The 13,083-nt window shown below is 65.4% G+C and carries 11 protein-coding genes; 2 read left to right on the top strand and 9 right to left on the bottom strand.

What is annotated here, in order from left to right; genetic code table 11:
- Positions 1-120: 120 nt before the first annotated feature.
- Positions 121-1,026 (bottom strand): LysR family transcriptional regulator, encoded by a 906-nt coding sequence (locus tag NKJ73_RS13760; protein WP_352569781.1) that lies wholly within the window; start codon positions 1,024-1,026, stop codon positions 121-123.
- 30 nt (positions 1,027-1,056) lie between these two features.
- A complete protein-coding gene (locus NKJ73_RS13755) occupies positions 1,057-1,188 on the bottom strand; it encodes a hypothetical protein (protein WP_023674354.1) in 132 nt (43 codons plus the stop codon).
- Here NKJ73_RS13755 and NKJ73_RS13750 point away from each other — a divergent pair.
- The gene (locus tag NKJ73_RS13750) at positions 1,166-2,062 is read left to right on the top strand and encodes an MBL fold metallo-hydrolase (RefSeq protein ID WP_352569780.1); all 897 of its coding nucleotides are present in this window, start codon (positions 1,166-1,168) and stop codon (positions 2,060-2,062) included. The two genes, NKJ73_RS13755 and NKJ73_RS13750, sit on opposite strands and share 23 nt — an antisense overlap.
- 168 nt (positions 2,063-2,230) lie before the next feature.
- Here NKJ73_RS13750 and NKJ73_RS13745 read toward each other — a convergent pair whose 3' ends face one another.
- From NKJ73_RS13745 to NKJ73_RS13725, 5 genes are all read right to left on the bottom strand, one after another.
- The gene (locus NKJ73_RS13745; protein ID WP_352569779.1) at positions 2,231-3,100 is read right to left on the bottom strand and encodes a patatin-like phospholipase family protein; all 870 of its coding nucleotides are present in this window, start codon (positions 3,098-3,100) and stop codon (positions 2,231-2,233) included.
- On the bottom strand, positions 3,097-4,347 hold the full coding sequence (locus NKJ73_RS13740) for a M16 family metallopeptidase (RefSeq protein WP_502905374.1): 1,251 nt from the start codon (positions 4,345-4,347) through the stop codon (positions 3,097-3,099). Before NKJ73_RS13740 ends, NKJ73_RS13745 begins: the two co-directional genes overlap by 4 nt.
- A 166-nt stretch (positions 4,348-4,513) precedes the next feature.
- On the bottom strand, positions 4,514-5,878 hold the full coding sequence (locus tag NKJ73_RS13735; protein WP_352569777.1) for a M16 family metallopeptidase: 1,365 nt from the start codon (positions 5,876-5,878) through the stop codon (positions 4,514-4,516).
- A 97-nt stretch (positions 5,879-5,975) separates the two neighbouring features.
- Complete coding sequence (gene rsmD / locus NKJ73_RS13730) at positions 5,976-6,530, bottom strand: 16S rRNA (guanine(966)-N(2))-methyltransferase RsmD (RefSeq protein WP_352569776.1); 555 nt, start codon at positions 6,528-6,530, stop codon at positions 5,976-5,978.
- Entirely contained in the window at positions 6,511-8,415 is a 1,905-nt protein-coding gene (locus tag NKJ73_RS13725; protein WP_352569775.1) for a pseudouridine synthase, read from the bottom strand. Before NKJ73_RS13725 ends, rsmD begins: the two co-directional genes overlap by 20 nt.
- Positions 8,416-8,491: 76 nt before the next feature.
- On the opposite strand from NKJ73_RS13725, the gene NKJ73_RS13720 reads away from it, so the two are divergent.
- Positions 8,492-8,944: a nucleoside deaminase gene (locus NKJ73_RS13720; RefSeq protein WP_352479909.1), complete on the top strand. Its 453-nt coding sequence runs from the start codon at positions 8,492-8,494 to the stop codon at positions 8,942-8,944.
- Positions 8,945-9,029: 85 nt separating this feature from the next.
- Here NKJ73_RS13720 and NKJ73_RS13715 read toward each other — a convergent pair whose 3' ends face one another.
- Positions 9,030-9,710 (bottom strand): hypothetical protein, encoded by a 681-nt coding sequence (locus NKJ73_RS13715; protein ID WP_352458053.1) that lies wholly within the window; start codon positions 9,708-9,710, stop codon positions 9,030-9,032.
- A gap of 194 nt (positions 9,711-9,904) precedes the next feature.
- Positions 9,905-12,895, bottom strand: coding sequence for an isoleucine--tRNA ligase (gene ileS, locus NKJ73_RS13710; RefSeq protein WP_352569774.1), 2,991 nt, complete (start codon positions 12,893-12,895; stop codon positions 9,905-9,907).
- Positions 12,896-13,083 lie beyond the last annotated feature (188 nt).

Genomic DNA, 13,083 nt, shown 5'->3' with positions numbered 1-13,083 from the left:
GCGTCTCGCGTAATGTGCCAACCCCCACCGACGCAAGAGGCAGGCCACGCCCGGTCGAACCGACCCCCTCTGGCCTGCCGGCCATCTCCCCCTCAAGGGGGGAGATCGCAGCTTCGCCCATCAGCGCCCCCGCCCGCCTGCCTCCAGCTTCTGCTCGGCCGCGATCAGCATCTCGACAAACCTCGTCACCTTGGGCGGGCGGAAGCGGGCGGCGGGGTAGACTGTGTAGATGCCGCCGGAGGGCAGCCGCCACTCGGGCAGGATCTGCACCAGCCGCCCGGCGGCCAGTTCGTTCCGCACCAAAAAGTCCGGCAGCACCGACAGGCCGGCGCCGGCGCGGACCGCTGCCAGCACTGCCGGCGTTGCGTCGATCGAAATCGTTGCCTGCATGCGCACGGTCTGCTGCTCGTCATCGCCGCGCGAAAATTGCCATAGCAGCGGTTCGCGCAGCGCCATGTTGGCGACGAAGGGCAGCCCGGCGAGGTCTTGCGGTTCGCCGGCGGTGAACCGGCCTGCAAAGCCGGCGCCGCATACCATGAATTGTTGGAAGGTGCCGATGCGCCGGGCCTGCAGGCTGGAATCGGCCAGCCAGCCGACGCGGATGGCCACGTCGATGTGGCCGGAAACCAGGTTGATCGTCTCGTCGCCCAGCGTCAGCTCCACCCGGCAGGCGGGATAGCGCGCGCTGAAGGCGGCGACCACCGGCACCACCGCCGATGTGCCGTAGTCGTTGGACGCAGCGATGCGCAGCGTGCCGGTCGGCTCGGCGGCGGCCTGCGCGAGCTCGTCGAATGCATCCTCGGCCTGCTGCAGGACCTGCAGGCAGCGGGCATGGAACGTTCGGCCGGCCTCGGTCGGATGGACGCGCCGCGTCGTGCGGATCAGCAGCGTCGTTCCGACATCGCGCTCCAACCGCGCCACCTGCTGGCTGACCACCGCCTTGGTGATGCCCAGCCGCTCGGCGGCCCGCGTGAACGAGCCGGCATCGACCACCGCCGCGAAATAGGCCAGCCGGTTCAGGTTCATGCTTCTCTCATGGCAGAGGCAGTCTCATTGTCAGGCAATGGCATACATTACGTCTATTTTGTCGGCCTTCAATACGCATTCCGCTTTTGCCATCTTGCGGGCATCGAGACCGCCGAATTCCGGATCCCAGGAGACATCCATGTTCACACGGAGAAGCATCATGAAAACCACCCTCGCCGCCGGCGCTGCCGCGGTCTTTGCTCCCGCCGGGCTTGGCCATGCGGCCGGCGGGCTTTCCTGGAAACATTTCCCCGCCGGGCAAAACGGCTTCTTCCGCGCCCCGGTGCTGGTCTCCGGCGCCACCGAAGCCGTGCTGATCGACGGCGGTTTCACCTACCCCGACGGCCGGGCCGTGGCCGAGGCGATCAAGGCGACCGGCAAGACGCTCACCACCATCTATGTCAGCCAGTCCGACCCGGACTATTATTTCGGCCTCAAGCCGATCAAGCAGGCGTTCCCGCAGGCACGGGTGATCGCCGCAGCCGAGACGGTGGCCGCCATCAACGGCAATGTCGAAAAGAAGCTCGCCGTCTGGGGGCCGCAGCTCAAGGAGAATGGCCCGCAGGCGCTGGCCGACGTCGTCATCCCCGAAGCATTCGACGGCAAGACGCTTAGCGTCGATGGCGAGACCATCGAGATCGTCGCCGCGGAAGGCCTCGCCAACCGGCGCTATCTCTTCGTGCCGTCGCTGAATGCGGTGTTCGGCGGGGTGATGATCTTTGCCGGCGTGCATGTCTGGACCGCCGACACGCCGACCAGGGAACTGCGCGCCGCCTGGCTCGCCAATCTCGAAAAGATCGCGGCGCGCAAGCCGGCAATCGTCGTGCCCGGGCACATGACGCCTGAGGCCGCTACGGACCTTTCAGGCGTCGAGCACACCAAGACCTATCTCATCGCCTTCGAGGAAGAACTGGCCAAGGCCAAGGACGCGGCCGCACTGAAGGGCGCCATGGAAGCCCGCTTCCCCGGCCTCGGCATGGGCGTTGCGCTCGACATCGGCTCCAAGGTTGCCACCGGCGAGATGAAGTGGGGCTGAGATGGCCGCCAATCTCCTCCCTTGAGGGGGAGATCGCAGCTTCGGCTTTCGGCGCGCAAAGCTCGCCCGTCTCGGCAAGGGCGCCTCGCCCAAACTTACCGCCCCTGCCCGCCTGATTTCGACACGCTCATGGTCCAGCGGGCGCTGACGCCCGACGACTGATGGCTGTCATCCGCCGAGACGGTTGGTGCGCTTGCTGGCTTCGGCTTTGGCCCGGGCCTCGACCGCCTTCTCGATCTCGCGCTTCAGCTCGTCCTTGATCGCCACCGTCTCGGCCATCAGCGCCTCGACCTTCATGAAATCGAGCACCCGGTATTTCGACACCGCTGGCCTTATCAATATGTCGGGCCGGCTCTGGTTCAGCTTGCTGGCGATGATCGACTGCATCATCAGCTGCGTGGCGCCGAACATCAGGTCGACGGAGGTCGGGAATTTGCGGCCCGCCTCGGTCGGCGCGCCGACCACGTCGACGGCGATGATGATGTCGGCGTCGAGCTCGATCAGGTCGAACGGCACGGGATTGTAGATGCCGCCGTCGATCAGCAGCCTGCCGTCGCGCATCACCGGGCGGAACACCGCCGGGATCGCCGCCGAAGCGGCCAGCGCCGAATGCAGCTCGCCTTCGTCGAACACGGCGAGCTGGTGGCCATAAAAGTCCGTTGCCGTCACCTTCAGCGGTATCTTCAATTCGGCGAAGGTTTCGGGAATGGCGTCGGGCAGGAACGCCTTGAGGATGCGCTCGACATTGAACTGGCTGACCCGCAAGCCGCCCTGCAACGCTTCGGCAAAAGTGCCGGGCCGCGCCCGCCACATGCGCGTCGCCACTTCGGCGCGGCGGCCGAGGATCGAGCGCGTATAGTCGTGGATGTCCTTGCCGGTCATGCCCGAAGCCATGCCGGCGCCCATGATGGCGCCGATCGACGAGCCGGCGATTGCTGCCGGCCTTATGCCCAGCTCGTCCAGCGCCTCGATGACATGGATATGCGCCAGCCCACGCGCCCCGCCGCCGCCAAAGGCGATGCCGAAGCTAGGGCTCATCCCTTGTTGGCCGCGCCGAGCTTCGGCCCGACCACCATGACGGCCGGCTCGGCGGAGAGCAGCTTTTTCGCCACCGCTTTCACCTGGTCCAACGTCACCGCGTTTATCAGGGCGGCGCGGCGCTGCATGTAGTCGATGCCGAGCTTGCCGAGCTGAATCTCGAGCAGCGTTGAGGCGATCGCGCCGGAGGAATTCAGATTGTTGATGGCATAGGCGCCGATCATGTGTTTCTTGGTCGCCGCCAGCTCGGCTTCGGTCGGCCCCTCCTCGGCCATGCGCTTGACCACGTCGCGCACCACGGCCAGCGTCTCGGCCGCCCTATCGGCGCGGGTCGAGGTGGTGATGGACAGCGCCTCGGAATGCTGGTGGTCGACGAGGTCGGAGCTGACGCTGTAGGCCAAGCCGCGCTTCTCGCGCACCTCGTCGAACAGCCGCGAGGTGAAGGTGCCGCCGCCGAGGATCTCGTTCATCAGCACCGCGGCGAAGAAATCCGGCGCATTCCGCTTCACGCCGGGATAGGCGAGTTGCAGCGAGGCCTGCGGCTGGTCGTAAACGACCTCGAGCTGCTGGCCGAGCTTCAGGTCGATGTCGGGAACGGGCGTAAGCGCCTGCTTTTCCGGCAGGCTGCCGAACACCAGGTCGAGCTTCTGCTTCAGCGTCTCGGCGTCGATGGCGCCGACCACCGCGACATGCAGGCCGTCACGGGCGAAACTTGCCTTGTGGAAGGCGCTGAGATCGGCCGGCGTAATCGTCGCGATGCTTTGCCTGGTGCCCTGGTCGGGCCGCGCATAGGGATGCGTGCCGTAGATCGCGTCCAGCCATTTGCGTTGGGCGAGCGTATCGGGATCGCGCTCGTTGGCGATGATGCCGGACAGGATCTGCGCGCGGATGCGGTCGATCGGCACCTGGTCGAAGCGCGGCTGGTTGACCGCCACCCGCAACAGGTCGAAGGCGCCGTCGCGCTGCTCGGCCAGCATGCGCATCGAGCCGTAGATGCCGTCGCGCTGCGCATCGAAGCTCATCTCGGCGCCGACATCGTCAAGCTTGATCTGGAAGGCCTCGCTGTCGAGGTTGCCGGCACCTTCGTCGAACAGGCCGCTCATCAGGTTGGCAAGCCCTTCCTTGCCGGGCGGATCCTGCGTCGCGCCGCCATCGAAAACGAAGCGGATAGCGACGATCGGCACCGAATAATCCTCCACCAGCCAGGCGGTGATGCCCTTCGACGAGGTCACCTCCTGGATGTTCACGGCGGCGCGAGCGGAAAGCGCCGGCAGGATGACAAAGAGAAGGGAGAGGAACAGGGTTGCTAGAAGAGGGCCGGCGTGCGGGCGCTTCCCTTCTCCCCTTGTGGGAGAAGGGGAGGAGCCCACGAGGGGAGAAGGCAGAGCGGGACCATGCTGGCTCATCATCAAATCAATTCCCAGCTTGGGTTTGCGGCAGAAGATAGCCGGTCGTTGCGTGGTCGAGATTGAGATAGCGGGCAGCGACCGCCTTGACCTGGTCGGCGGTGACCTTGCGGATGCGGTCCGGCCATTGCTGGACGTTCTGGACGTTACCGCCTGTGGCGAGCGTCGAGCCGTAGATGTTGGCCATGTCCTCCTGCTTGTCGCGGGCAAAGATCATCGAGCGTACGAAACGGTCCTTGGATTTTTCCAGCTCGTCGCTGGTGACGCCGTCTTTCGCGATGCGGGCGATCTCGGCGTCGACCGCGGCCTCGATGTCGGCAAGCTTGGCATCGCCGCGCGGCGCGCCGTAGACGGTGAAATTGGTGTCGTCGAGCATGGTGCCCTGGAAGAAGGCGCCGGCCTCGGCGGCGATGCCTTGCCTGACGACAAGCTCCTGGTAGAGCCGGCTGCGGTTGCCGCCGCCGAGGATTTCGGACAGCACGTCGAGCGCTTCGGCTTCGCCGGGCTTTGCCGTGTGATAGGACGGAACCACCCATTGCGTGGTAAAGCTCGGCACGCTGACGCGCCCGTCGGTCAGCGTCACCGTGCGCCTGGTGTTCTGCTCGGGCTCGACGGGGCGGATGCGCGGCGGCAAGTCCGGGCCGCGCGCGATCTTGCCATAGGTCTTTTCGGCCAGCGCCTTGACCGTTTTCGGCTCGACATCGCCGGCCACCACCAGCACGGCGTTATTGGGTGTATAATATTTGTTGTAGAAGGCCATCGCGTCGGTGCGGTTCAGCTTCTCCATCTCCTGCATCCAGCCGATGACCGGAATGCGGTACGGCTGGTTCTGCCACAGCGTGGCGTCGATCTCCTCGTCGAGCACCGCCTGCGGATTGCTATCGATGCGCGAGCGGCGCTCCTCGAGGATGACGTCGCGCTCGGTTTTGATGACGTCGTCGTTGAGGATGAGATTGCGCATGCGGTCGGCCTCGAAGCCCATCATCTCACCGAGCGCCTGAGGCACCACCGTCTCGTGAAAGGCGGTGTAGTCGTAGGAGGTGAAGGCGTTGTCCGAACCGCCGATGGCGGCGACGGCACGGTCGAGCTCGCCCGCCGCATGGTTGCTGGTCGCCTTGAACATCAGATGCTCGAAGAAATGGGCAATGCCGGACTTGCCCGGCGGCTCGTCGGCGCTGCCGATCTTGTACCAGACCATATGGGTGACGATGGGGGCGCGGTGATCGGGGATGACGACGACCTCCATGCCATTGTCGAGCAGGAAATCGGTGACGACGCCATCGTCAGGATTGTTATCCGCCAGAGCCGGCGCGGCCATCACCAGAGCCAGTCCCAAGAGCGTTCCGCGCAGCCATTCAGCCTGAAATGTCATAGATGGCTCCGGTTTGTAGTGGGACGATAGGCGGGGTTGCTGGTCGAGGCAAAACGAATTGTTCGTCATTTTGAAGGCGCCATCGTGGAAGCCGAACTCAGGCGGCCTCGATGAACCGGATGACCGTCTCGCCATAGTTGCGCTCGTCGACAACCGAAAAGCCCGACCCTGCCTCGAACGGCGCCGCCGCCGCTTCCTCGACGACGCAGAGCGCGCCGGGGGCGAGCCAGCCGCCTGCTTTGGCCGAGCGCAAGGCGCGTTCGCCAAGGCCTTTGCCATAGGGCGGATCGGCAAAGACCATGCCGAATGCGGCGATGGTGCCCGCCTCGCCCAAGCCCGTCGCGTCGCGGCGGAAAATCTTGGTGCGGCCGGTGAGGCCGAAGGCCTCGACATTGGTGCGGATCAGGCCGCGCCCTTCGGCGGATTCCTCGATGAAGACAGCGTAGGAGGCGCCGCGCGACAGCGCTTCGAGGCCGAACGCGCCGGTGCCGGCGAACAGGTCGAGCACGCGCGCGCCGTCCAGTCTTTCGGGAAAGCGATGCGCCAGCACGTTGAAGACCGCCTCACGCGTGCGGTCGGTGGTCGGGCGGATGGCAAAGGTGCGGGGCGTCGCCAGCGGACGCCCGCGAAACTCACCGCCGACGATCCGCATTGCTTCCTTTCGGGCCGCCGCGCGGCCGGTCGCCACCGCCATCCGGGCGCTCGCCGCGCGGTTTGCCGAACGGCTTTGCACCGCCGCCTTGCGGCTTGCCGCCGGGCTTGCCGTAAGACGGCTTGAACGATGCCTTGCGCGCCTTGTTTTCTGCCGCCTTGGCGGCGTCTGCCTCCGCCCTGCCCTTGCCGATCGGCCGTGCGCCCGGCGCCATCCAGACATTGGCCTTGCGCTGGCCCGGCGGCTCGATCGGCCGCTGCTCGCGTTCGGATTTTTTCCCACCGAAGCCGCCACGAGGCTTGTCGCCACGGGGTTTGTCCCCGAAGTCGCTGCGTTCAGGTCTGGGGCCACGCTCGCCAAAGCTCTTTTTTGGCCCAAAGCTCCTGTCAGGGCTTGTCGACAGCTTGCCGAGCGCTTCGTCGCGGCTGCCCTCGCGCCGCTTGCGGTTCTTGATCAGGCCGCCCTCGCCGATCGGCCGGCGTTCGCCGTCGCGGGTGAATTTCGGCCGCTCGGGCTCCTCCTCGCGCTCACGCCTGACCGGCTTGTTGGAAAACGGCTTGGCGATATCGGCATCGAAATTGGCGCCGGACTCTTCGACCAGGCGCTCGCCGAGCTGGTCGCGCAGCACGCGGCCCTTGATCTCCAGCACATGGCCTTCCGGCAAATCGTCGAGCTGGAACGGCCCGTAGGAAATGCGGATCAGCCGCGTCACGTCGAGACCGAGCGCGCCCAGGATGTTCCTGACCTCGCGGTTCTTGCCTTCGCGCAGGCCGAGTGTCAGCCAGGCGTTCGAACCCTGCTCGCGGTCGAGCGTCGCCTCGATGGCGCCATAAAAGACACCGTCGACGGCAATGCCTTCGCGCAGCCCTGCAAGCGCGCTTTCCTCGACCTTGCCGTGGACGCGCACGCGGTAGCGTCGCAACCAGCCGGTCGCCGGCAGTTCGAGCACGCGCGACAGGCCGCCATCATTGGTGAGCAGCAGCAGGCCTTCGGTGTTGATGTCGAGCCGGCCGATGGTCATCAGCCGCGGCAGCCCGGGCGGCAGCACGTCGAAGACGGTCTTGCGGCCCTCGGGATCGCGGTTTGTCGTGACCACGCCGGCCGGCTTGTGGAACAGGAACAGCCTGGTGCGCTCGATCGGCGGAATCTCCATGCCGTCGAGATGGATGATGTCGCCAGGCATGACGTTGAAGGCCGGCGAGGACAACACCTTGCCATTGACCTTGACGCGGCCGGCCGCAATCAGTTCCTCGGCGTCGCGGCGCGAGGCCAGGCCGGCACGCGCCAGCCGCTTGGCAATGCGTTCGCCGGCTTCTTCCGTTGCCTCGACGCGACGCGGGCGCGGCTTGAAGCCGCCTTCCGATGCCACCTGTGCCCTTTGTGCCCCTTGCGGTCGATCGCCGCCAAAATCACGCTTGGGACGGTCGAAGCGCCTCTCGCCGCGCTCGCTTTCGGCAGCTGCTGGCCGGTCGCCGCGCGGTGCGTAAGGCTTGCGCGGACCTTCGCGCTTTTCATAAGGCGTGCCCTCCGGACGCGGCCCTTTGCTGAACGGCCTGTCGCCGCCTTTGAAGTCGCGCTTCGGCCGCTCGCCTTCGGCAGCTGCCGGCCGGTCGCCGCGCGGCGCATAAGGCTTGCGTGGACCCTCGCGCTGTTCATAAGGCTTGCCTTCCGGACGCGGCCCTTTGCTGAACGGCCTGTCGCCGCCTTTGAAGTCGCGCTTCGGCCGTTCGCCTTCGGCCGCCGCCGGCCGGTCGCCGCGCGGAGCGTAAGGTTTTTTGGCGCCGAAGGGCGGCTTGCCGCCCTTGCCGGGAGCGCCATCGCGACCACGCGGCCCCCCCGGCTTCGGGCCGGCCTTGCGCGGGAATTTCTTGTTTTTGTCGTCCATGTGGCCTTTGCTCGTTTGCGCGGGTAGTAACAGGATCGCGCTCTAGTGGCGAGGAGATAATCGGAATGGAAACCGCGTGAAGCGGCAGGATTTCATGGCCCTGGCGCTGAAAGAAGCCGAAGCCGCCGCCCAGCGTGGCGAAGTGCCGGTTGGCGCGGTCGTCGTCGGCGGCGATACGGTCGTTGCGAGTGCCGGCAACCGCACCCGCGAGTTCGCCGATCCGACCGCCCATGCCGAGATGCTGGCGATCCGCGAGGCCTGCCGCAAGCTTTCCAGCGAGCGGCTCAGCGGCCACGATCTCTATGTGACGCTGGAGCCGTGCGCCATGTGTGCCGGCGCCATCTCCTTCGCCAGGCTGCGCCGGCTTTATTTCGGCGCTGCCGACGAGAAGGGCGGCGCAGTGGTCAACGGCGTTCGCTTCTTCACTTCACCGACCTGCCACCATGTGCCCGACATCTATCCGGGCATGGCCGAGAACGCTGCAGCAGCATTGCTGAAGGACTTTTTTCGCGAGCGACGCGGACCCTGATTTTCTGGTCCGGCAGACGGTCCAAATCCAAGTCAGCCAATCCAGCCAGCCAATTCAGGGCAAGGACGTCTCTGGCGCCGTCAGCCTACCAGGGCAGCCAGTCGAACATGCCGCCGCTCTTACTCTTGGCGGCCGCCTCCCTCTTGAGGCGGCGTTCCTTCTTGTACTCGTCCTCGCCGAGGTCACCCTGCGGCGCGGTGGCGGCGGCAGCGCGGTATTGCACCGGCGGCTCGCTCAGATATCTGCGGGTGGTCGGGTCGCCCTGTTTGCCTTCAGCCCGGCGGCGCATGATTTCCGCGGCGCGGCTCTTGTCCGAATCGGCCGGAGTCCAGGCTGGCGGATGGCTCGAGCCCGACTGCTTCAGCGCGGCCTTGACCGACGCCGGATCCGTCTGCACGTCATCGATGACCTGCGCCTGGTAGGCCGGGTCGTCCTGATGCAGGGTGGCATCGGCGCGCAGGCGGGCACGGCGCTGCTCCGGCGATTCGGGCCATTCGGCGCTTGCCGTCTCGATGCTTTCCTGCGGCGGCGGCAAGACTTCCTTCTGCCCCGGCCCTGGCTTCACCAGCGTGGGGCGCGGCTTGTAGTCGATACTATCCTTGCGCTTGGGTGCGAAGGAAAAAGCCCCGGTGAGGTCGCCGGCAAGCTGCGCGCCCGCGGTCTTGTCGGTCCCGTAAGTGGGCGAGCCCATGCAGCCGGACAAAGCGAGGCCCGATACGACAAGCGGCGCCAGCAGCGCAACGCGCGCGTAAGTTCTCTCGGTCATGCCAAAAAGTCCCACTGTAGACAGCCTCTCGATTGCCGCCGGCCAAAGAAAGGTCCGGTCCCCATCGCCTATGCTCTTCCGACGGAATTCCGGCGACAATTTGTCGTCCGGAGTTTCGCGTGTTTACCTCAACCACTCGTTAAGGGCAACGCGCGAGGGCCGATCGGCCCCCGCCGTGGCATTTGTGCACCGCCTCAAAGACGGCTCAAAGCCTTCAGCTCATGCAGAACAGCGGCGTCACGGGCCGAAACATCCGGGAATTCCGGATCTGAGCCGACATCGGCGGTGTAGCGCCAGGAGCGCGCGCACTTCACCAGGCCACGGTCCTCCGCCTTCTCGACGACCACGGCGACGCCCTTGACGTCGTCGAGGGTAAAGCTGCCCGCCGGCGCTTTGCCGTGCATGATAACCAGATCGCTGGTGATCGCCATCTCGGCCATGTCGACATCGGCGATCGCCGCTTCGAGCACGGCATCGTCGAGGGTGACGACCGGCACCGCTTCCAGCGAAGAGCCGATGACCTTCTGCGCACGGGCGATTTCCAACGCCCCGGTGACGACACGGCGGACCTGCCGCACCTTGCGCCACTTCTCCGCCAGCGCCTCGTTCTTCCAGTCCGCCGGGATCTCCGGGAACTGGTCGAGATGCAGAGAGACCGCATCCGGATGACGGTCGAGCCAAGCCTCTTCCATGGTGAAGGGCAGCATCGGCGCCAGCCATTTCACCAGGCAGTCGAAGAGATGGCGCACCACCTGCACGGAAGCCTTGCGCTTCACGCTGGAAGGCGCTTCGCAGTAAAGCGCGTCCTTGCGGATGTCGAAATAGAAGGCCGACAGCTCGACCACCATGAAGTCGAGCAGCGCGCGGGTGATGCGCTTGAATTCGAACGCGTCGTAGCCCGAGCGTACGACTTCATCGAGTTCAGCGAGCCGGTGCAGCATCAGCCGCTCCAGCTCCGGCATCTTGTCCAGCGGCACCTCCTCACCGTCGTCATGGGCGAGCGTGCCCAGCATCCAGCGGATGGTGTTGCGCAGCTTGCGGTAGGCGTCGATATTGGTCTGCAGCACGTTCTTGCCGAGCCGCTGGTCTTCCCAATAATCGGTCGTCACCACCCACAGCCGCAAGATGTCGGCGCCGGACTGCCTGATGACGTCCTGCGGCACGACGGTGTTGCCGAGCGACTTCGACATTTTCCGCCCCTCCTCATCCATGGTGAAGCCATGGGTGACGACGGTGTCGTAGGGTGCCCTGCCCCTGGTGCCGCAGCTTTCGAGCAGCGAGGAGTGGAACCAGCCGCGATGCTGGTCGGAGCCTTCGAGATAGACGTCGGCCGGCCATTTCAGGTCGGGCCGGTCCTCAAGCGTGAAGGCATGCGTCGAGCCTGAATCGAACCAGACATCGAGGATGTCCATGACCTGCTGCCATTTCGAGGCATCGTGATTGCCGAGGAACCGCTCCTTGGCGCCGGCGGCGAACCAGGCGTCGGCGCCTTCTTTCTCGAAGGCGTCCATGATGCGCTGGTTGACTGCCTCGTCGCGCAGCACATTGCCGTCGGCATCGGCAAAGACGGCGATCGGCACGCCCCAGGCGCGCTGGCGCGACAGCACCCAGTCGGGGCGCTCCTCGATCATGGCGCGGATGCGGTTCTGGCCGGCGGCGGGCACGAAGCGGGTATCGTCGATGGCTTTCAGGGCGCGGCTGCGCAGCGTCGTGCCGTCGCCAAGCTCCTTGTCCATATAGACGAACCATTGCGGCGTGTTGCGGAAGATGATCGGCTTCTTCGAGCGCCAGGAATGCGGATAGGAGTGCTTCAGGCGGCCGCGCGCGAACAGCGCGTTGCGCTTGATCAGCTTGTCGATGACAGCCTGGTTGGCGTTGCCCTTCTTGCCATTGTCGTCGATGACGCGCGCCGCTCCACCCTCGCAGTCCGGGCCGAAGCCCGGCGCGTCCTTGGTGAAGAAGCCGGCATCGTCGACGGTGAAGGGGATCGCGGTGTCGATGCCACGCTGGCGAAGATCAGAGGCAGCATCCATCCAGGCGTCGAAGTCTTCGCGGCCATGTCCCGGCGCGGTGTGGACGAAACCGGTGCCGGCATCGTCGGTGACGTGATCGCCGGCGAGCATCGGCACGGGAAAATCGTAGCCGCCGCCCAGAGCTTTGAGGGGATGCGAAAGCGTAAGGTTTTCAAGCTCTTCGGCGCCAACGCTGCGAAGCCGATTCAGAGTGACCTTGGCCTTCGCGGCAGCGTCGTCCGCAAGCTTCTCGGCAAAGATCAGCTTTTCGCCGGGCTGAGGACCAAAGGCGTTCTCGGCCGCGGTAACCTCGTAGAGACCATAGTTGATGCGCGGCGAGTAATTGACGGCGCGATTGCCGGGGATTGTCCACGGCGTCGTCGTCCAGATGACGACGTTGGCATCAAGCAGATCGAGCGACGTCTGCGTCAGCTTGGGATCCAGGGCTGGCTGCCCATCCTCGATGTTGATGACCTGGCGAGCGAGGCTGACGACCGGAAACTTCGCCCAGATCGTGTCCGACTCATAGTCCTGGTATTCGACCTCTGCCTCGGCCAGCGCGGTGCGCTCGACCACACTCCACATAACCGGTTTGGAGCCGCGATAAAGCTGGCCGGACATGGCGAATTTCAGCAGCTCGCCGGCGATGCGCGCCTCGGCATGGAAAGCCATTGTCGTATAGGGATTGTCGAAGTCGCCGACGACGCCGAGCCGCTGGAATTCGGAACCCTGCACCTTGATCCAGTGCGCCGCAAACTCGCGGCATTCCTGCCGGAACTCGTTGACCGGCACCTCGTCCTTGTTCTTGCCCTTAGCGCGGTACTGCTCCTCGATTTTCCATTCGATCGGCAGGCCGTGGCAATCCCAACCGGGTACATAGTTCGAGTCATAGCCGCGCATCTGGAACGAGCGGGTGATGACGTCCTTGAGGATCTTGTTCAGCGCATGGCCGATATGGATGTTGCCATTCGCATACGGCGGCCCGTCGTGCAGCACGTATTTTTCGCGGCCGGCTGCGTCTTCGCGCAACTTGCGGTAAAGGTCCATGTCCTGCCAGCGTTTGACCAGCAGCGGTTCCTTTTCCGGCAAACCGGCGCGCATCGGGAAATCCGTCTGCGGCAGGTAGAGCGTTTTGGAATAGTCGATCGTCTCGGCGGTCTCGGTATCAGTCATTCGTCTGCCATATGCGTTGCCCGGCGGCAAAAGAGCCCGGGCGTTGAACTATCATGATCTGGAAAAAGCGCGAGAGGCGCGCGCAAGATTCCCGGCGGCTCCGGCGGCGGTCAGGCCGCCCGGAACACCGGGCCTGTAATTCGTATCGCAGTCGCGAATGCGCTGATAAAGTGCGTCATGACCGGGCT

This window comes from Mesorhizobium sp. M0074, assembly GCF_040322975.1.
GTDB lineage: Bacteria > Pseudomonadota > Alphaproteobacteria > Rhizobiales > Rhizobiaceae > Mesorhizobium.
Note: the sequence above shows the minus strand (reverse complement) of the source record. Positions and strands in the feature narration are given on the sequence as shown.

What these genes read in the sequence shown, in the direction of transcription:
- NKJ73_RS13760 (WP_352569781.1), bottom strand. Translation starts at nt 1,026, where the DNA reads ATGAACCTGAACCGGCTGGCCTATTTCGCGGCGGTGGTCGATGCCGGC.
- NKJ73_RS13750 (WP_352569780.1), top strand. Translation starts at nt 1,166, where the DNA reads ATGTTCACACGGAGAAGCATCATGAAAACCACCCTCGCCGCCGGCGCT.
- NKJ73_RS13755 (WP_023674354.1), bottom strand. Translation starts at nt 1,188, where the DNA reads ATGATGCTTCTCCGTGTGAACATGGATGTCTCCTGGGATCCGGAATTC.
- NKJ73_RS13745 (WP_352569779.1), bottom strand. Translation starts at nt 3,100, where the DNA reads ATGAGCCCTAGCTTCGGCATCGCCTTTGGCGGCGGCGGGGCGCGTGGG.
- NKJ73_RS13735 (WP_352569777.1), bottom strand. Translation starts at nt 5,878, where the DNA reads ATGACATTTCAGGCTGAATGGCTGCGCGGAACGCTCTTGGGACTGGCT.
- rsmD (WP_352569776.1), bottom strand. Translation starts at nt 6,530, where the DNA reads ATGCGGATCGTCGGCGGTGAGTTTCGCGGGCGTCCGCTGGCGACGCCC.
- NKJ73_RS13725 (WP_352569775.1), bottom strand. Translation starts at nt 8,415, where the DNA reads ATGGACGACAAAAACAAGAAATTCCCGCGCAAGGCCGGCCCGAAGCCG.
- NKJ73_RS13715 (WP_352458053.1), bottom strand. Translation starts at nt 9,710, where the DNA reads ATGACCGAGAGAACTTACGCGCGCGTTGCGCTGCTGGCGCCGCTTGTC.
- ileS (WP_352569774.1), bottom strand. Translation starts at nt 12,895, where the DNA reads ATGACTGATACCGAGACCGCCGAGACGATCGACTATTCCAAAACGCTC.